Annotated in this window: 12 protein-coding genes; 9 read left to right on the top strand and 3 right to left on the bottom strand. The window is 57.8% G+C overall.

The window, feature by feature from the left end:
* Positions 1-22 precede the first annotated feature (22 nt).
* Complete coding sequence (locus tag BMZ36_RS00675; protein WP_091189679.1) at positions 23-1,909, top strand: potassium transporter Kup; 1,887 nt, start codon at positions 23-25, stop codon at positions 1,907-1,909.
* Positions 1,910-1,965: 56 nt separating this feature from the next.
* Here BMZ36_RS00675 and BMZ36_RS00670 read toward each other — a convergent pair whose 3' ends face one another.
* On the bottom strand, positions 1,966-4,554 hold the full coding sequence (locus BMZ36_RS00670; RefSeq protein ID WP_091189676.1) for an EAL domain-containing protein: 2,589 nt from the start codon (positions 4,552-4,554) through the stop codon (positions 1,966-1,968).
* Positions 4,551-8,156: a response regulator gene (locus tag BMZ36_RS00665; RefSeq protein ID WP_177187714.1), complete on the bottom strand. Its 3,606-nt coding sequence runs from the start codon at positions 8,154-8,156 to the stop codon at positions 4,551-4,553. The genes BMZ36_RS00670 and BMZ36_RS00665 overlap by 4 nt, the downstream gene beginning before the upstream one ends.
* A 223-nt stretch (positions 8,157-8,379) precedes the next feature.
* Here BMZ36_RS00665 and BMZ36_RS00660 point away from each other — a divergent pair, with 223 nt between their 5' ends.
* Genes BMZ36_RS00660 through BMZ36_RS00645 form a run of 4 tightly spaced genes read left to right on the top strand, consistent with a single transcriptional unit; the run spans position 8,380 to position 14,432 of the window.
* A complete protein-coding gene (locus tag BMZ36_RS00660; protein WP_091189670.1) occupies positions 8,380-11,814 on the top strand; it encodes a response regulator in 3,435 nt (1,144 codons plus the stop codon).
* A gap of 23 nt (positions 11,815-11,837) precedes the next feature.
* Positions 11,838-12,200 (top strand): response regulator, encoded by a 363-nt coding sequence (locus BMZ36_RS00655; protein WP_091189668.1) that lies wholly within the window; start codon positions 11,838-11,840, stop codon positions 12,198-12,200.
* Positions 12,201-12,237: 37 nt separating this feature from the next.
* Positions 12,238-12,690 (top strand): PAS domain-containing protein, encoded by a 453-nt coding sequence (locus BMZ36_RS00650; RefSeq protein WP_091189666.1) that lies wholly within the window; start codon positions 12,238-12,240, stop codon positions 12,688-12,690.
* Positions 12,678-14,432, top strand: a complete 1,755-nt coding sequence (locus BMZ36_RS00645) for an EAL domain-containing protein (RefSeq protein ID WP_177187713.1) — start codon at positions 12,678-12,680, stop codon at positions 14,430-14,432. Before BMZ36_RS00650 ends, BMZ36_RS00645 begins: the two co-directional genes overlap by 13 nt.
* 83 nt (positions 14,433-14,515) lie before the next feature.
* Here BMZ36_RS00645 and BMZ36_RS00640 read toward each other — a convergent pair whose 3' ends face one another.
* Positions 14,516-15,823 carry a DEAD/DEAH box helicase gene (locus BMZ36_RS00640; protein WP_091189662.1) on the bottom strand — a complete coding sequence of 436 codons (1,308 nt, stop codon included), beginning with the start codon at positions 15,821-15,823 and terminating at the stop codon, positions 14,516-14,518.
* 145 nt (positions 15,824-15,968) lie between these two features.
* Between BMZ36_RS00640 and prmB the strand changes: the two genes are divergently transcribed.
* The 4 genes from prmB (at position 15,969) to BMZ36_RS00620 (ending at position 19,577) form a co-directional block, all read left to right on the top strand.
* Positions 15,969-16,877, top strand: a complete 909-nt coding sequence (prmB, locus tag BMZ36_RS00635; protein ID WP_091189660.1) for a 50S ribosomal protein L3 N(5)-glutamine methyltransferase — start codon at positions 15,969-15,971, stop codon at positions 16,875-16,877.
* Between the two features lie 241 nt (positions 16,878-17,118).
* Positions 17,119-18,639 carry a diguanylate cyclase domain-containing protein gene (locus tag BMZ36_RS00630; protein ID WP_091189658.1) on the top strand — a complete coding sequence of 507 codons (1,521 nt, stop codon included), beginning with the start codon at positions 17,119-17,121 and terminating at the stop codon, positions 18,637-18,639.
* A gap of 203 nt (positions 18,640-18,842) precedes the next feature.
* Positions 18,843-19,199, top strand: a complete 357-nt coding sequence (locus BMZ36_RS14240) for a hypothetical protein (RefSeq protein WP_143085933.1) — start codon at positions 18,843-18,845, stop codon at positions 19,197-19,199.
* A gap of 96 nt (positions 19,200-19,295) precedes the next feature.
* Positions 19,296-19,577, top strand: a complete 282-nt coding sequence (locus tag BMZ36_RS00620; protein ID WP_143085932.1) for a hypothetical protein — start codon at positions 19,296-19,298, stop codon at positions 19,575-19,577.
* Positions 19,578-19,636: the final 59 nt, after the last annotated feature.

Genomic DNA, 19,636 nt, shown 5'->3' with positions numbered 1-19,636 from the left:
ATCAAAAAAACAAGGATTTTCCATGAGCCAGCCTCTCCAATCCGGACATACCAGCCGCACGGCAGCGCTCACGCTTGCCGCGTTGGGTGTCGTCTATGGCGATATCGGCACGAGTCCGCTCTATACCATCAAGGAAATCTTCGCCAACCCGCACTCCCCGGTGCCGATGACGCATGACAACATTCTGGGCATGCTCTCGCTGGTGCTCTGGTCGCTGGTCGTGATCGTGGCCTTGAAATATGTGATTTTCATCATGCGCGCCGACAACAAGGGCGAAGGCGGCATCATGGCGTTGATGGCCCTGGTGCTGCACCATGCAGAGAGCAAAAAGCAGACTGCATTCCTGATGCTGCTGGGGCTTTTCGGCGCCGCGCTCTTCTACGGCGACAGTGTGATTACGCCGGCGATTTCAGTGCTCTCGGCCATGGAAGGGCTGGAAGTCGCCACTCCGGCCTTTACCCCCTACATCGTGCCGCTCTCGCTCGTGGTGCTGTTCATATTGTTTGTCGTGCAAAAACACGGCACGGCACGGGTTGGCGCGTTTTTCGGCCCGATCATGATCCTCTGGTTTGCCACGCTGGCCGTGCTCGGTATCATGTCCATCGTTCGGGCGCCGCAAGTGCTGGCTGCCGTCAGCCCGCTGCCCGCGCTGAACTTCTTCATGGCCCATCCCATGCTCGGCTTCCTGTCGCTGGGCGCATCGGTACTGGCCGTCACCGGCGGCGAAGCGTTGTATGCGGACATGGGGCACTTCGGCCGCAAGCCGGTGCAATACGCCTGGTTCGGCTTGGTGTTGCCCGCACTGGTCATCAACTATTTCGGCCAGGGTGCCTTGCTGATTACCGACCCGAAAGCGATTGCCAACCCGTTCTACCTGCTGGCTCCCAGCTGGGCGCTGTATCCGATGGTGATCCTGTCGACCATGGCCACGGTCATCGCCTCGCAAGCCGTCATTTCCGGTGCCTATTCGCTCACCCGCCAAGCCGTGCAACTGGGCTATATCCCGCGTATGGACGTGCAGCACACCTCAAAAGAAGAGGCCGGCCAGATTTACCTGCCGGGCGTGAACTGGGTGCTGCTGATCGCCGTCGCCATCCTGGTCGTCGGCTTCGGCTCGTCGACAAAGCTCGCCGCCGCCTACGGCATTGCCGTCACCGGCACCATGGTCATCACCACGATCCTCACCTTCATCGTGGCACGCTATCGCTGGCACTGGAGCCCGCTCAAGTGCAACCTGATCCTTGGCGGCTTCCTGCTCGTGGATATTGCCTACTTCAGTGCAAACACCTTCAAGATCATGGACGGCGGCTGGTTCCCGCTGGCACTCGGCCTGTTCATTTTCCTGGTCATGACCACCTGGAAACGCGGGCGCGAGCTGGTTCATGGCCGCCTCGCCGCAGAAGGCATGCCGCTGGATCAGTTTGTCGGGTTCATGGCGCCAGCCGTGCCCAAGATTCAGGGTACGGCGATTTTCATGACCTCAAACCTGGAAAGCACACCGCATGCGCTCCTGCACAGCATCAAGCATTACAAGAGCCTGCACGAGCGCGTGGTCCTGCTGACCGTCGAAACGCCCGACAGCCCGTACATCCCGCAAGATGAACGGGTACGGGTTGCCCGGATGAACGAGCAGTTCTACCAGGTCGTGGTTTCCTTCGGCTTCATGGACGAACCGAATGTTCCCGCTGCGCTGGAACTGTGCGCAGCCCAAGGGCTGGAACTGGAAATGATGGATACCTCGTTCTTCCTGGGACGGGAAACGCTGATACCCAAGGTCGGCGCCGGGCTGATGACCCGCTGGCGCGAGAAGCTGTTTGTCACCATGTTCCGCAACGCGGGATCGGCCTCGTCCTACTTCATGCTGCCGCCCAACCGGGTAGTGGAACTGGGAACGCAACTGGTTCTGTAATCAGAATGGAAGCGTGTGCCAACGAGGCGCGCAGCCTCGTTGACACACTCGGTTAATCATGGTCTGCCGTAATGGCGGAACGCTTCGCGGATAACCTCAAGCAACTCCTTGTCATCCCAGGGTTTGGCAAGGAATTTGTATATTTCGCCCCGGTTGATCGCGTCGGTCAGGCTGTCCAGCCCCGTATAGCCAGAAAGCACCATGCGTACCGTCTTGGGATACATGACGCGGGCTTGAGCCAGCAACTCAGTCCCCGTCATGCCGGGCATGCGCTGGTCAGTCAGGATCACGCCCACTTCATGTTCCGCCAGCAAGGCGAGCGCATCTTCGCCACTGGATGCGGCAAGAATATGGTAGTTCTCGCGGCGCAACACGCGCTTGAGCGCCGACAGGTTATGCTCTTCGTCATCGACCAGCAACAGCGTTGACATGGCTTCGTTTTCGACGGGCGTCTGCAACGGGGTAAATGTCGTCATGAAGCGTGTCATCTCGTCGGCGGGCAGCGGCCGGCTAATGAGATAGCCCTGGATCACGTCGCACTGCAGCGAACGCAGATAGCGCGCCTGGCTGGTTTCTTCCACGCCTTCGGCGACGATTTCCAGCCCCAGGCTTTGTCCCAGCGCAATGACCGCCCTGACGATTGAAGCACTGCCACTGCTGGTGGTCATGTCCCACACGAAGGAATTGTCGATTTTCAGTTTGTCCACATCCAGTTGCTGCAGATAACTCAACGAGGAATAACCGGTACCGAAATCATCGATCGAAATTCGTACACCGAGCGCCTTGAGATCGGCCAGCGACTTGAATGACTGCTCGCGGTCCTGCATGACAAAGCTTTCGGTAATTTCGAGCTCCAGCTGCTCGGGCGAAATGCCTGTTTCGGACAGTGCCTCCTTCACCGATTCAACCAGATTCCCGCGGCAGAGCTGTACAGCGGAAACATTCACCGCGGTCTGGCAATATTTCAATCCGGCTTCGTTCCAGCGCTTGATCTGGCGGCAGGCTTCGCGCAACACCCAATTGCCCAGCGGCACCACCAGGCCACTCTCCTCGGCCAAGGGAATGAATTCGCCGGGCGGAACCATGCCCCGTTCCGGGTGTTGCCAGCGCACCAGCGCTTCGACCCCGACGATTTCGCCACTGATCAGATCGACTTGGGGCTGGTAATGAAGACGCAGTTCATCGCGCTCAAGCGCATGGCGCAATTCGGCTTCCAGCGTCAATCGCTGTTTCGCCCGGTTGGACATTTCCGGTGAGAAGAAACGCAAGATACCGCGGCCCTGCGCTTTGGCCTGATGCAACGCGGCATCGGCATTACTTTGCAGGGTTTCCGCACAAACGCCGTCGGCGGGATAAAGCGCGATACCGATGCTGGCGCCGAGATAAACATTCTTGCCCGCCAGGACGAAAGGCGCGGCCAAGGCATCTATCATGCGCTGCGCCAGCAAATCGACCCAAGGCATGCCCTCGCCACGCTCGAGAATAACGTTGAATTCGTCGCCCCCGATGCGGGCAACGGCATCGCGCTCCGGCAGCAGATCCTGCAAGCGCTTGCCGACTTCGACCAAAACCTGATCCCCCAGACTGTGGCCGAAACTCTCGTTGATGCTCGCAAAATTGTCGAGATCGAGAAACAGCAGCGCAAACTGGCTTTTGTTGCGTTCGGCATGCTGGATTGCATGTTCCAGCAATTCGACGAACAGCACCCGGTTGGGTAGGCCGGTGAGCGGATCGCGATGAGCCAGGATGCGGTATTTCTCTTCGCTCACCTGCAACAGCGCGGTACGCTGCGCAACCAGGTCTTCAAGAAAGCGCCGCAACCGTGCCAATTCCAGATGCGTGCGGATGCGCGCTCGCACCTCGTCGATATCGAAGGGCTTGGTGATGTAATCGGCAGCGCCAAGATCGAAGCCCTTCACCTTGCCTTCCGTAGAGTCGATCACAGTCACGAAAAGCACTGGAATCCGGTTACCCACGGGCATCGACTTGATACGCCGGCAAATCTCGTAGCCATCCATGCCGGGCATCACGATGTCGAGCAAAACCAGATCGGGGGGGGGCGCGCCCTGCACGATCTCAAGCGCCTTGATGCCGTTACTGGCAACCATGATGCGGTATTCACCCTTCAGCGCTTCGAGCAATTCGTGGATGTTCTCGGGCACATCGTCCACGACCAGCAAGGAAGGCGGATGCCCCGGATCGGCATGCGCGGCGATATCGAACATCACCGGATGCCTGCGATAGCGCTTCAGTTCGAGCTGGGTGCGGATCCGCATTTTCAGCAGGTCGGGGTTTACCGGCTTGGTGACATAATCGGCCACGCCGAGCGCCAGACCGCGTTCCTCATCCTCCGGATCGGCAAGCGAGGTGACAAAGATCACCGGGATATCCGCCGTGAGCACGTCGATTTTCAATGCGGACAGCACGGAATAGCCATCCATGCCCGGCATCTTGATGTCGAGCAGGACGAGATCCGGCACAGGCTGCGTCCGGGCCAGCTCCAGCGCTTTCTCGCCGCTGGTAGCCGCACTGATCGCATAATCGTCGCGCAGGATGTTCATCAGCACATGCAGGTTTTCATGCACGTCGTCGACGATCAGAATGCGCGGACGGCCGTTGGTTGGTTTGTCTGCAAGCTCGGTCATGATGTCGTGTCCAGTTTATTCAATCGTTCCAGCGCTGCGTCGATGTCGAATACATCGACCAAGGTTTCAATCGCGGCAACTTCCGCTTCCAACGCGCCGCCGGCCACACCGGCGCGCAATGCTGCAAGCAAGGGCTCTGCTTCACCCAGATCATATTTCAGCGCATGCGCCAGTTTTTCCCGCAACTCGTGCAATGCCTCCGGCGTCAACGGAATTGCTGGCGCGGCTGAAACGGCATCCGCGCCGACAGCCAGTCCCGCAATTTCGCTTACCACCTGTTGCAGCAACGCCTCCGCCTCGTCCAGCACAGCGGCATCGGGTTGCGTTCCCTCCTTGAGCAGGGTGTCCAGCGCGGAAATTTTCTCGTAGAGCGCCTGCGCGCCGATATTGCCGGTCACGCCCTTCAGCGCATGGCAATATTCTTCGGCACGCTGGGCGCCCTTCTCTGCGATCTGCCGGCGCAATTCCGTGACGGCATCAGCATAGTGATCGCGAAAACGCCGCAACTGCCTGCGATAGGCATCGGCCTTGCCACCGATGCGGCGGACGCCCTCTCCGGCATCCAGACAGGTCAGAGCCAGCAGGTCGGACGGAATTGCGCCAGCCTGCCCTGCGCCAGAAGCGCCAACGATGGCCGGCTTGCCGCGACGGCCATCCGGCAATTGCACCCACTTCGTCAACACGGACATCAGCCGGTCCGGCGCCACGGGCTTGGTCACATGATCGTTCATTCCCGCGGCCTGGCTCTTTTCGGCGTCCTGCGCCATCGCCAGCGCAGTCATGGCGATGATCGGCAACCGGGCAAAGCGCTCCCCGCCCGGCATTTCGGCCAGGGCGCGGATTCTGCGTGCGGCTTCCAGCCCATCCATCACCGGCATCTGGATATCCATCAATACTGCATCGTAGTTTTGCTGCTGAACCTTCGCCACGGCTTGTGCACCATTGAGCGCCTCGTCGACTTCAACACCTTCACTGCGCAACAATTCAGTGGCAAACTCGCGGTTAATGTCGTTATCCTCGACCAGCAACAGGCGCGTTCCGGCCAACAGCCCGCTGGTCGCCAGGTCGGGAAGCCGTGCGCGATGTTGATCGTCCGCCCCGAAAATGCGCCCGCGTCCCAACACCGAAAGAATCGTATCGAGCAGGGTCGAAGGCGATACCGGCTTGATCAGAAAACCGTCCGCTCCAGCCTGTTCAGACAGACGGATCACATCCTCACGCCCATAGGCCGTGACCATCACCACCTTGGGCCGGCGCACTATCTCCGGTTCAAGCTGGATACGCTGTGTCACTTCGTCGCCCTTCATGCCAGGCATGCGCCAATCCATCAACACCAGATCGTAAGGCGTTGCGGCCGCCTTCAATTCGGCCAGGGCTGCCGCGCCATTGGGCACCGTAGCAACCTCCAAACGGAAGAAACGCAGCATCTCGGCCAGAATCTCGCGCGAGACTTCGTTGTCGTCCACCACCAGCACGCGAATCCCCTTGAGCAGCGGCCCGGCTTGTTCGACAAGCTCGCGCTGGCGAGCCTGCGCCTGCCTGGCAATCTGCAGATGCACCGTGAAACAGATCGTCGATCCCTTGCCCTGCTGCGAATCCGCAACCCAGATGCGCCCGCCCATGAGTTCGACCAGATTCTTGCTGATCGCGAGCCCAAGCCCGGTACCGCCAAAGCGGCGCGTTGTCGATTGGTCTGCCTGGGTGAATTTGTCGAAAAGCTTTTGCCGGACCTCCGGACTCATGCCGATACCGGAATCCCGCACGCTGATCTGGATGGTGATATCGGTTTCCGTCATCTCCAGGGTACGGAAAGCCAGTTCGACCTCGCCATGCTCGGTGAACTTGACCGCGTTGCCGCACAGGTTCAGCAACACCTGCCCCAAGCGCAACGGATCCCCGATCAAGAGTTGAGGAATGGTGGCGTCGTAACGAATCAGGAACTCGATGCCCTTGCGCTCGGCTTGAAAACTGATGGCATCGGTCAGCCGCTCCAGCACACTGTCGAGCCCGAATTCAATGTTTTCGATTTCGAGCTTGCCGGCTTCGATCTTGGAGAAATCGAGAATGTCATTGATGATTCCCAGCAGCGAATGCGCGGCCCCCTGCGCCTTGGAAAGATGGTTGCGCAGTCCGGGAGGCAGATCGTTCTTGAGCACGAGGTAAAGCATGCCGAGGATCGCATTCATCGGTGTGCGGATTTCGTGGCTCATGTTGGCCAGGAATTCCGATTTCATGCGTGTAGCTTCTTCGGCCATCGTCTTCGCTTTGCAAATCTCCTCAATCGCAGCACGTTCGGCCGTGATGTCCTCAAGAACCCCTACCACTCCCCGCCACAAATCAGCCGGATCGATAGCGCTCGCCGACATCCGCACCCAGAATCGGCTGCCATCCTTGCGGCACACATATTCTTCGCTGGAATGAATCTCTCCCCCGGCCATCTGCAGGCGAAGCGCCTGCCCGGCTTGCTCGTATGCGGCTTCGTCGGGGTACCAGATACGAGTGGATTGTCCGATCAGCTCGCCGGGCGCATAGCCGAACATCTCGTCCAGCCGGGCATTGCCACGAACGATGACGCGGTCACGCGTGAGCACGATGCCTACACAAGCCGAATCGAACAACGCCTGCAATTCTGCCGTGCGCTCCGCCACAAGATGCTCGAGATTGGCCCGCTGGTCTTTCAGTTCGTTGGCCGTCTCGACCAGCGCCCTCGTGCGCTGCGCCACCTGCCAGCGCAACAACAGGCTGATTGCCAGCAGCGAAAGAATCGCAGCACCGAACCCGGCCAGCGACCATTGAACCCAGCGCGGCATCAACACTTCCGGTGGCATGGCCATGGAGCGATGCAGGGCATTGAAATAGACGGAATCCGGCGTACGCCGCCAGCGTGTCAGATGTTCATCGATACGCGCCAGCAAATCGGCATTGCGTCCTTCGCCGGTTGCGAAATAGAGATTCGCCGGCAGGAAAACGATGGGGGTTTCCTGCAATTTATATTTGCCGCCATTACGTGCGGCATAGAAGCTGTTGGTCACGACCGCATCGGCCTTGCCCGCAACCACCGCTGCATACCCTTCATCCAGCGACTGCACCAACACCGGCTGGTAGCCGTGCTGGCTGCCCGCCATCAGTTGGGCCAGAAACACCGCATGAACACTATCTTGCAGAACTGCGATGCGTTTTCCCGCAAGATCTGCCAGCGTTTGCACCTTGAGTTCCGGGTGGGTGTAGACCTGCGACCAGCTGCTGGCGACTGAAACATTGTGAAAGTCGTAAAGCTTGCCCCGTTCGTTGGAAAACGCGACATCGGGCATCAGATCGAGTTGGCCTTGTTCCAGTTGCGCCAGACAATTCGCCCACTTGCAGTGGACATAATGCAGACGCCAGCCTTCGATTCGCGCCATTTCCTCCAGCAACTCGACAAACAACCCCGCCGGGCGGCCATTTTCTCCGGTGTAGATCTTGGGGGCGTTTTCATAGACCCCGACCGTAATGACACGCTTTCCTGCCGAATCCCAGAAATGCCCGCTCCATCGCCAGACCGCGCCGCCCAGCGCCAGCAGCGCTATCAAAAACATTAAAGGAGAGAGGCGCAGACGTTTCATGACCGGAGCCATTTTTCAGTGGCATAACAGCTTCAATATAGTCTTCATCGGCTTTGCCCCCAACCCCGCCAGCGTCGAATTTCGTCCAGAACAAAAACTGACAAAATCAAGCTCACCCCACGAAAAACATAAATTCAGTCATGAACAAGCAATTCATTATTTGATAATCACCACAAACAATCTGTATATTTATTTACATTCACACAAAGAGTGCTGACTAATCATGACGGCATACTCTTCAAACGGTGCATTGCCATCAGGCACCGCATATCTCTCAGGGCCTGCAGCCTTCCCCCGCTTTGCTGCGTTCTTTGTTGCCGGACTGGGACTGCTGGTGCTTTTGGGTTGGGTGCTGGACAACCACACTCTCAAGAGCGTGCTGCCTGGTGCCATCGAAATGAAAGCCAACACGGCACTGTCCTTTTTGCTTTCAGGCATTTCCCTGTTTCTGTTGCAACACCCCATCCCGCCTGCCCGGCAATATGCAGGACAAGCTCTCGCCCTGTTTGTCGGGCTCATCGGATTGGCTACGGCAGGTGAACAGTTTCTTGGCTGGCAATTGGGCATTGACGAGCTGCTGTTCAAAGAATTGCCCTCTGCAGTTTATACCCCCTATCCCGGCCGCATGTCGCCCTGGACCATGGGCGCCTTCTCTGCTTTCGGCCTGGCGCTGGCGGCATGGTCATGGCCTTTCCTGCGCCAGACTGTCCGGCTGGCCGCATTGCTGATTACCGGGATTGGGGCGCTGTCGTTGCTGGGTTACCTGTGGAACATCGGCGAGCTGGTAACCGATCAAATTTCCACTCCCATGGCTGTCAACACCGCAATCGGGTTCATTTTTCTGGGAGTTGGCCTGCTGCTGACCAGCCAAACTGCTTCATCCCGCCCTCTGCCCCTCAAATCCGTCGAGGCCAAAATTCTTGTCGGCTTTGTCAGTGCCATGCTGTTGTTGACCCTTGGCAGCGGCATCACCTATCGCACCAGCCTGGAATTTGCAAAAGCATCCCGTCAGGTGGCTCACAGCCAGGAAATTCGTGCTGCGCTGGGCATCCTTTATGCCGGGGTATTTGATGCCGAATCAGCCCAGCGCAACCACATGCTGACCGGCAATCCTGTCCATCGCGAAACCTTTGCCCGGTTAAGGGTGAAAGTAAATCAGCAAGAACAGATGCTGACTCGCTTGATTGACGATCCAGAACAAGCACATTACCTGACAGAACTGCAAAAGCTCTGTACCCAACGGCTGGATTTTCTGGAACGAGTCATTGCCATTTATGAGCAACAGGGCTTCACCGCTGCTCAAAAAATCATTGCGACCGGTCAAGGCATCCAGCTCATGCAAGCCATCCGCGTGCAAATAGACCGCATGGGAGAAAAAGAAAGACTCCTGCTCAATGAACGGGAAAAATCAGTGGAAGTTTCACGCCAGCGCACCCTGATTTCCTTGCTACTGACACTGTCCATCGCCGTGATTCTGCTGACATTGCTGTTTCGGGCAATCCGCCGGGAAATGACTACGCGTGCTGAGGCCGAGCATTTCGATGCGACCCATCGCAACGTGCTCTCCCTGTTCGCCTCCACGATCAACCGAAAAGAAACACTGCGCGGGTTATTGGATCAACTGTCGACACAACTCCCTTACCCGGTGACGGCGTTTTATGCTTATGACGAATGGCACGGCAAACTCACATGCGAAGCGGCATATGGACTGTCTGGCGACATGCCTGCCACTTTCAGGCTGGGTGAAGGCCTGGTGGGTGAGGCGCTGCAAACCGGCCGGCTTTTACAATTGGCCAATCCGGATGGCAGCCTGTTACGCATTGAAACGGGACTGGGCGCCTTGATGCCCACAACCGTTCTGGCATGCCCGGTCATCTACCGCGAGCAGCGGCTCGGCGTACTGGTTCTGGCAGCAAACCGGCATTTGACAGAGCACGATTGCAATTTCATCGGGCGCGTGACCGGGCAACTCGGCATCGCCCTCAACAACATCAAGCAGTACAACGATCTACAACTTCTTTCCGAGCAACTGCGCGACAAAAACGACGAAATCACGCAAAAGAACCTGCAACTCGAAGAAGCCAGCCGCATGAAGAGCGAGTTCCTGGCCAACATGAGCCACGAACTGCGTACCCCGCTGAACGGCATCATCGGGTTTTCCGAAGCCTTGCGCGACGGACTGATGGGCGATCTCAGCCCGAAGCAGAAGGAATACATCAGCGACATCTATGGCAGTGGCGAACACCTGCTTTCGCTCATCAACGACATTCTCGACCTGTCCAAGATCGAGGCTGGCAAGATGACGCTGGACCTGGAAACAGTTGCACTGGAAACGCTGCTCGACAACAGCATGGCCATGTTCAAGGAAAAGGCACTCGTCCATCGCCTGCAGTTGCACATGGAACGCGACCCATCGCTACCGGATGTCACGGCCGATGCCAGAAAGCTGAAACAGATCATCTACAACCTGCTTTCCAACGCCGTCAAGTTCACGCCCGACGGCGGAGAAATCGTACTCAGCGCCCACCGCCAGTCACACGCAGACGGCGACATCCTGGAGCTGGCCGTAACCGACACCGGAATCGGCATCGCACCGGCAGACCAAGGAAAACTGTTCCAGCCCTTCGTCCAGATCGACAGTTCCCTGTCGCGCAAATACCAGGGTACCGGGCTCGGCCTTTCGATGGTCAAACGTCTGGTCGAACTGCACGGAGGGCAGGTCGGGCTGGAAAGCGCCCCTGGCAAAGGTTCACGTTTCTGGATTCATATCCCGTGGATCAAGGGTGCCGCGCTGCCCCACCCCCAAGCCGTTGCCGAGATTCCTCCCGCCCAAACGGCCATTGCCCAAGCCGAATCCGGTACACAGCCTTCTGCCGAAGCGAGCAAAGCCCCGCTGGCGCTCATCATTGAAGACGACGCCAAGGCAACCGAACTCATGACGCGCTATCTCGAAGCCGAAGGATTACAGGTCGCCTGCACTGCGAATGCGGAAACCGCGCTCGCCTGGCTTGCCGACAACACCCCTGCACTCATCACACTTGACCTGATCCTGCCAGGAATGGACGGACTGGAATTGTTATCCAGGATCAAGCAGGATTCCCGTCTCTCGCTGGTGCCCATCGTGATCATCTCCATCGCCGCCGATAGCTCACGCGGTTTGGTCATGGGCGCAAGCTGCGTTCTGCAAAAACCGGTTTCCCGGACCGATCTGGTCAATGCACTCCACTCGCTCAATATCACCCCCAGCCCGCAATACCAATCCGGTCAGACGCCCCGCATTCTGGTCGTGGACGACGACCCCCAAGCCGTCAGCCTGCTCGGGGCCAATCTGGAACACGACGGCTACCGGGTAAACGCGGCCTTTTCCGGCGCTGAATGCATCGCTCAGGTTCGCTCTGCGCCACCGGATGCAATCGTGCTCGACTTGATGATGCCCGAATTGTCCGGCTTCGACGTTGTCGATGAGCTTCGTACCGGCGCAGCCACCTCTCGTATCCCGATTATTATCGTCACTGCCAAACTGCTGACCGTCGAAGACCGGAACAGACTGAAAGGGCGTGTATTTTCGATCATGGAAAAATCCGAATTCCGGCGCGAAACTTTTATCAACGAAGTTCATCGAGCCCTGGCCAGCGCCAAGCCAGAAACCATGCAATGAACTTTTTTTGAGCGCATATCCCCATGGCAAAAATACTGATCATCGAAGACAACATCACCAACATGAAGCTGGCCAGTTTCCTGCTGGAGCGGTATGGGCACACGGTATTGCAAGCCATGGAAGCCGAAACCGGTCAGCAATTGGCCCAGAAGGAAAAGCCGGATTTAATCCTGATGGACATCCAGTTGCCCGACCGGGATGGCCTCACCCTGACACGCATGCTGAAAAGCGACCCCGCCACCACCAGCATCAAGATCATTGCACTGACCGCCTTCGTCATGAAAGGCGACGAGGAAAAAATACGCGCAGCCGGTTGCGATGGTTATATCGCCAAGCCTTTTCACCATCAAGAATTCATGGCAGTCATCGAGGCCGCGCTGACCTGATTCCCCGAGATGCGAACACCTGCACGGAGCACACAAGATGAACAACGAAACTGCCGACATCCCGGACAGCGATTCCGCCGGCACCTGCTCAAGCGAAATCAACGCAGCCCGGCTGGAACAGATCATCAACTGCGGGCCAGTCATGATTTATGCATCCCGCATCGACGAAGCCTATGGCGGCACCTATGTCAGCGCCAATGTCACCGACATACTGGGCCACTCCCCTGCGGATTTCATTCATGACCGGGATTTCTGGAAAAAACACATCCACCCGGACGATCAGGAACAAGTGCTTGCCGGATTACCGGATATTTTCGAACACGACTGGTATTGCCACGATTACCGTTTCCAGCACGCGAACGGCGATTGGCGACTGATGCACGATGAATGCCGACTGATCCGCGACCAGCAAGGCAACCCGCTTGAAATCGTCGGTTATTGGGTGGACATCACCCGCAAAAGGCACTGGAAAAACGCTTGGCCTTTCTGATCACCCACGACGCACTCACAGGGCTGGCTGGCTTGCCGCTACTGACCGCCAAGCTCGAACAAGCATTGGCTCTGGCGCGTCAATCCGGCCATCAGGTAGCTCTGCTGGAACTGAATCTGGATGGGCTCGCCCAGTTCAACCAGAACCTGGGCCGAAACAGGACAGACCTGATCTTGCAGGAAACAGCCGAGCGGCTAACGCACTGCACTCGCGAGACGGATACCGTTGCACGGATTGGCGGCGGAGATTTCATGATCCTGATGCCGGAAGTGGAAGACAAGCTTGATGTCACGACCATTGCCTGCAAACTGCTCGATGCGCTGGCCTGGCCCATGGAAATCGATGGCCAGGAGGCTTTTGTCACCGCAGGAATCGGCATTGCCCTGTTCCCGAAAGACGGGGACAACGAAGACCAACTGTATGCCAGTGCCGCAACGGCATTGGCGCGTGCCAAGAAAAAAGGCCGGGGAAATTTCCTGTTCTGCGAGACGGAAGACAGCAAGGGCTTCGCCCGACGCCAGTATATGGAAGTGGCCCTGCGCCATGCGCTGGAACGCAACGAATTGATCCTGCACTTTCAGCCACGCGTAGACTTGCGAACGCGGTGCATCTGCGCCACCGAAGCCCTGCTGCGCTGGCAGCACGATGGTCGATTGATCCCGCCAGGCGAATTTCTCGAATTGGCAGAAGAAACCGGCCTGATCCAGCCCATCAGTGAGTGGGTATTGTTCGAGGTCTGCCGCCAGCTGCGCGAATGGCAGGATCGCAAGATCCCCGTGGTGAAAGTCGCCGTGAATATCTCGCAACGACTGATGCGTGTACGGAACGAGCACAACTCACTCCCCGCCCTGTGTCGACAGTACCTGGATGCCATGAAGCTCGACCCGACCCTGCTGGAGCTGGAAATATCGGAAACCGTGCTGATGGATGCGCCAGAACAGACCATCGAACTTCTGTCCGAGCTGCGTGAAGCGGGAATCAAGGTCGCAGTGGACGATTTTGGCACCGGCTATTCCTCGCTCGCCTATCTCAAGCACCACCCGATCGACTATCTCAAGATCGACAATTCCTTTACCTCGAACGTCACCACGGATTCCGATGCCGCCGCCATCGCGCGCGCCGTGATCGGTCTGGCGCACGGCCTGCGCTTGACCGTAGTGGCCGAAGGCGTGGAAACCGAAGGCCAGCTTGAATTCCTGAGCCGGCAAGGCTGCGATGAAATGCAGGGGTTCTATTTCTGCCGCCCGCTACCGAAAGAAGAATTCGAGCAATTATTGATCAACGGCACTGAACTGGTTCGCGCGGAACAGCAGCACAAGCAAACCCTGCTGTTGCTGGACGACGAAGAAAACATCCTCAATTCCCTGAGGCGCCTCTTCCACCGGGATGGCTATCACATTCTTACTACTACCGACCCCGACGAAGCCCTGGAATTATTGGCCAAGCACGAGGTTCAGGTCATCATGTCCGATCAGCGCATGCCCAAGATCTGCGGCACGGACTTCTTCTACAAGGTCAAGGAGCTCTACCCGGACACGATCCGCATCGTGCTTTCCGGCTACACGGAGTTGCAGAGCGTGACCGATGCAGTCAATCGCGGCGCAATCTGGCGCTTTCTGACCAAGCCCTGGGATGATGCCGCACTACGCGAGGAAATCCGCAACGCTTTTCTCGAACACCGTTTGCGCCATTCCGGCACGAATCCAACCGATAAAAACCAAGGGCCAGAAACAACCGGCTGACTCGCAACGAGAACCATGTCAAATCTCAATAGCTAAAAACAATCAAGCCCGCCAATAGGCGGGCTTGGGTGTTACGCAACCAATCAGGCTTGCGGTGGAGTCTTGGGGGGCAGGAACAGCGCGGCAATTTGCTGCGGGCGTTTGGCCAGCGGTGCCAACGGCCTTTCAAGCTTGATCTCACCCATCAAGGCTGGCGAGGCCTGCGAGCCCGACTTGGCTGGGCGAACCGGCGGCGGCAGATCGTGCGTACCCGGAGAGAAGCCGGGCACCGGAACCAACTGCAGGTCTTTCTTGATCAGCTTCTTGATACCGTCGAAATACTTGTCGTCTTCCGGCGTCACGAAGGAGATCGCCACACCCGTAGCGCCCGCGCGCCCGGTGCGCCCGATGCGGTGCACGTAGTCTTCCGCATTGTGTGGCAGATCGTAGTTCACCACGTACGGCAGATCGGAGATATCCAGCCCGCGCGCGGCCACGTCGGTTGCCACCAGTACCGGCAGTTTGCCTTCCTTGAAGGCCGCCATCGTTTCCAAGCGGGCAATTTGCGTGCGGTCGCCATGGATGGCTTCCACGTTGAAGCGCTCGCGCTTGAGATCGCGCGCCAGTTGGTCCGCGCCCTGCTTGGTGCGGCAGAACACGATCACCTGTGACATGGCGTGAGTGCGAATCAGGTGCGCCAGCAGCGCCTTTTTCTTGAAGGATTCGACCGGGTGCAGTTCCTGCTTCACCGATTCGTTGGTGGAATTCTGCCGCGCCACCTCGATGGTTTCCGGATTCTTGAGGAAATCGCCAGCCAGTTTCTTGATTTCCGGCGAGAAGGTCGCGGAGAACAACAGCGTCTGCTTGCGCCCGGTCAAGAGCGCCATGATGCGCAGGATGTCGGGCATGAAGCCCATGTCCAGCATGCGGTCGGCTTCATCCAGCACCAGAATTTCGACTTGCCCCAGCGCCACGGTTTTCTGTTGCACGTGATCAAGCAAGCGGCCCGGTGTGGCGACCAGCACTTCGACACCGGCGCGCAGCGCCTTGACCTGATCGTCCATGCCCACGCCGCCGAACACCACGGTGGAGCGCAGCGGCAGATGCTGGCTGTAGGCCGTGACATTGGAAAAAACCTGGTCGGCGAGTTCACGGGTCGGAGTCAGGATCAGGGCGCGCACCGGATGGCGCGCCGGAGACACGCTGGTATTGGCCATCGGAGCCAACCGAGTCAGGATCGGCAGCGTAAAAGCTGCGGTCTTGCCGGTGCCGGTTTGCGCCGCGCCGAGCACGTCGCGCCCGGTCAATACGATGGGAATGGCTTTCGCCTGAATGGGCGTAGGATTCTCGTACCCCTGCCCGGCCACAGCCTTGAGCACTTCCGGGGCCAGCCCCAACTCGGCAAAACTCATCCTGATCCAACTCCTTGTATGAAATAGTCTTCCGCTTCGAATGCGGCATGACGAAAGAGCGGAATTCTACACGCAAGCCACGATAGGCAATACCACAAATTGCCGAACTGCTAAACTAGCCGGATTGTCAGCAACGGGTTTCACCATGTTCGATCAAGCCTCCCAACACCTGCAAACCGTCCGCGACCTGCAACGTTTTGCCGTCAGCCGTTTCACCGAAGCCGGGCTTTTCTTCGGCCACGGCAGCGCCACCGCCAAGGATGAAGCCGCCTACCTGATCCTGCACGCACTGCATCTGCCGATCCACGACCTGGAGCCCTGGCTCGACGCGCGCCTGCTGCCGCAGGAAATCGACGCGGCGCTCGCCCTGATCCGCGAACGCGTACAAAGCCGCAAACCCGCCGCCTACCTGACGCACGAAGCCTGGCTCGGCGATTTCCGTTTCTATGTGGACGAGCGCGTGATCGTGCCGCGTTCGTTCATCGCCGAAATCATGCTCAATGACGGACTCACCCCCTACGTGGAATACCCGGAGCTCGTGCACCGCGCGCTCGACATGTGCACCGGCTCGGGCTGTCTGGCGATCCTCGCCGCGCATTGCTTCCCGGATGCCGAAATCGACGCCATCGACATCTCGCCCGATGCGCTCGCCGTAGCGGAAAAGAATGTCGCCGACTACCAGCTCGAAGAACGCATTCGCCTGCTGAAATCCGACCTGTTTGCCGCAATCGAAGGCGAAAAATACGACCTTATCATCTCCAACCCGCCATACGTCGATGCCCCGTCGGTCGAGGCGCTGCCGCAGGAATACCTGCACGAACCGCCGGAATCGCTCGGTAGTGGCGAAGACGGGCTGGACGCGACGCGCGTGATCCTCGAAAAGGCCACCACCTTCCTCAACCCGCACGGCGTGCTGGTCGTGGAAATCGGCCACAACCGCGACGTACTCGAAGCCTGCTACCCGGAGCTGCCGTTCGTCTGGCTCGATACGGAATCGGGCGACGGTTTCGTATTCCTGCTGACGCGGGAGATGCTGGTCGAAGCCGGTTACTAAGCGCAGCCCCCATTGCAATGCCGTTCACTTCAGCCTGGTGAACGGCATTTTTCTTGTCCAGTGCAGCATGCAGCACGCCCCCCCTGGAAGGCACAGAGAAGCGCAACAAGGCGCGGATACTTGGCGAGACGAAACGCCCCCTCCTGTACTCTTGGCCAAGACGGAGGATATTTGCTTGCATCGAGCTTATACTTTGTGAACGACCTACTGAAAATGACGCCCCAGAGGAGCGGGGATATACATGGTCAAAAATTTTGATGTCACGCTGAAGCGTCGTTACATCCTGGCTCTCAGCCTGATTGCGGCCCTCGCGATCATTAGTCAGCTCATCATTCAGATTACGGTAATGAAGGGGGAGGACGATTCGCGCGTCGTCAACATCGCGGGGCGTCAGCGTATGTTGAGCCAGCGCATCAACAAGTGTGCGCTCGGAATCAATACCGCAGAAAACGAAACCATTCGCCAGCATTACCGAGATGAGTTGCAACTCTCGATCAAACTCTGGGCATCCTCGCACAAGGGGTTGCAGTTTGGCGATGCTGCACTCGGTCTGCCCGGAAATAACAGCTCCAAGATCAAGGCTTTGTTCGCAAGCATTGAGGCGAACCACCAGGCCATCCTGAGCGCCGCAACCCAAATCGCCAAGCAAGTAGACAAGACAGCCTTTCCGGAAGAAATTGCGCAAATTCGCGATAACGAAAAAACGTTTCTAAAAGGCATGGACGAAATCGTTTTTCTGTACGACCAGGAAGCCAAAGATCGCATCAATGTGATCAAGCACGTTGAAATCGGGATACTGCTTTTCACCTTGCTGGTTCTGGCGCTGGAAGCGCGGTTTATTTTCATGCCTGCCGAACGCAAGATTCGTGAAGACATGCTCCTCCTGCGCGACAGTGAAGAAAATTTGCGTCGACTGTTTGAAACCGCCCCCACAGCGATGCTGCAAGTGCGCGGCGATGATCTGGGGCTGATTCAACTGAATGTTCACGCCCGCGACATGCTAGGCCTGCAAGACAAAGAAACTGGCGGGTCACACCTTGATGCTTTCCTTGATGCAGACGCAGATCGCATCAAGGAACTGACTACCTTGCTCAAGAAAAAACCATCTGTTCAGAATTATGAAGTTGGCATCAAGACACAGAATGGCAAGTTCTACATTGTTCTGTTGTCTGCGCACGAGCTGCTGTTCAACAAGCAGAACACGATTGTGGTAGGGCTCACCGACATCACGCATCTAAAAGAGGCCGAGGACATCCTGCGCTACCGCGCCACCACCGACGACATGACCGGATTAGCCAACCGTCGAACCGGCATCGACATTCTTGGCATGGAATTTGAACGTAGCAAACGCAGCCAGCGCCCTTTGACCATCTGTTTTGTCGACATCAACGATCTAAAACGCGTCAACGATACCTATGGACACTCCGAGGGCGACTGGATGATCAAAACCGCCTCCCGTGCCATTCGCGAAATCATCCGCGCCCACGACACTGCAGCCCGCTTGGGTGGCGATGAATTTCTGATTATCTTGCCGGACTGCGACGAAGCCGCTGCTCGCAACGTCATGAACCGGATAGAGAGCTTGATTCATCAGATCAACCGTAACGGCGACAAGCCTTATCTTTTGGGTATTAGTTACGGACTCTGCGAATACAAAACGGTAAAACCATCTAACGTGGACGAATTCATCACGACTGCAGATCATTTGATGTATGAGGACAAGCGTGCCAAGAAAACCGGAAATTCACCGGCACCGGAGTAAGAACCTGTTTACGCTCTGTCGCGAGAGGCCGTCAGCGAGGTGAAGAGCAGCGCAAAAACCGGAGTGTACAAGTAGTACATGAGGATTTTGAGCAGCGCATGAGCCCCGATCACGGCTTCGCAGCAAGAGCGTGAACAGGTTCTAAGGCGCGCAAGAAGAGCCCCACGGTGGCATTTTCAAAACGAGCGGTGTAGCATACAAGAATGATTCTCAAGCGACTTCTCCCCCTTCTGTTGTGCCTGCTGGCGCTCTACCCGGCTTGGGTGAGCGCGTCGGCACCTGTGCAGATGCAGGGGCACGAAGCGCATGAGATGCAATCCGCGTCCTCTCACCATTGCCATGACGTGCAAGACGTTTCCGCAACGGACGCGGGGGAAAAATCGGCAGGGGTGACCAAGAGCTGCGATACCGGCAACTGCCTGATGCATTGCTTGGTACCGCTGGTCAGACCGAGCATTGCCCTGCCTTCCCTGCCCGGTTTCACGTACCACCTCCCCTCTTCCGTCTCCTTCTCCAGCATCGCGCTGGAAACGCCATCGCGACCTCCTTCAAGCCTTTGATTCGCCTGTTCCACCAGCGCCGCTGGTGAACCGATGCGCCTGCGCCATGCGCAAGTGCGCCTCGTCCATCGAATCAATTTTTTGAAGGAACACATCATGAACAAGCTGTTCGCCCTTTCGTTCGCCGCATTGATCGGCGCCACCTCCCATTCCGCCCTCGCAGCCGAAGCACACGATTCGCCGTGCAAGACGCATCAAGCCAAACACGCCCAGGCAGCCAGCATGCCGCATGCAATAAAGCACGACATGAAGCACATGCAGGGCGGTACGCATGACATGCCCTGCAAAGCCTGCTCCGCATCGTGCAAGACTGCCCCATCCAAGGCCGAGCCGGCCAAGGAAGCCGGTACACAGCACGACACGACACACGTTCACTGAGCCTGACACGCTGAAATCGACTAGCTTGGAATAGGCGTGCCTCGGGCACGCCTTCCAGG

Source organism: Formivibrio citricus, from assembly GCF_900115065.1.
Lineage (GTDB): Bacteria > Pseudomonadota > Gammaproteobacteria > Burkholderiales > Chitinibacteraceae > Formivibrio > Formivibrio citricus.
The sequence above is the reverse complement of the archived record's forward strand: the minus strand, read 5'-3'. Positions and strand labels throughout refer to the sequence as shown.

Excerpts from the sequence above, each read along its gene's own strand:
- BMZ36_RS00675 (WP_091189679.1), top strand. The coding sequence starts at position 23 with ATGAGCCAGCCTCTCCAATCCGGACATACCAGCCGCACGGCAGCGCTC.
- BMZ36_RS00670 (WP_091189676.1), bottom strand. The coding sequence starts at position 4,554 with ATGACCGAGCTTGCAGACAAACCAACCAACGGCCGTCCGCGCATTCTG.
- BMZ36_RS00665 (WP_177187714.1), bottom strand. The coding sequence starts at position 8,156 with ATGAAACGTCTGCGCCTCTCTCCTTTAATGTTTTTGATAGCGCTGCTG.
- BMZ36_RS00660 (WP_091189670.1), top strand. The coding sequence starts at position 8,380 with ATGACGGCATACTCTTCAAACGGTGCATTGCCATCAGGCACCGCATAT.
- BMZ36_RS00655 (WP_091189668.1), top strand. The coding sequence starts at position 11,838 with ATGGCAAAAATACTGATCATCGAAGACAACATCACCAACATGAAGCTG.
- BMZ36_RS00650 (WP_091189666.1), top strand. The coding sequence starts at position 12,238 with ATGAACAACGAAACTGCCGACATCCCGGACAGCGATTCCGCCGGCACC.
- BMZ36_RS00640 (WP_091189662.1), bottom strand. The coding sequence starts at position 15,823 with ATGAGTTTTGCCGAGTTGGGGCTGGCCCCGGAAGTGCTCAAGGCTGTG.
- prmB (WP_091189660.1), top strand. The coding sequence starts at position 15,969 with ATGTTCGATCAAGCCTCCCAACACCTGCAAACCGTCCGCGACCTGCAA.
- BMZ36_RS00630 (WP_091189658.1), top strand. The coding sequence starts at position 17,119 with ATGGTCAAAAATTTTGATGTCACGCTGAAGCGTCGTTACATCCTGGCT.
- BMZ36_RS14240 (WP_143085933.1), top strand. The coding sequence starts at position 18,843 with ATGATTCTCAAGCGACTTCTCCCCCTTCTGTTGTGCCTGCTGGCGCTC.
- BMZ36_RS00620 (WP_143085932.1), top strand. The coding sequence starts at position 19,296 with ATGAACAAGCTGTTCGCCCTTTCGTTCGCCGCATTGATCGGCGCCACC.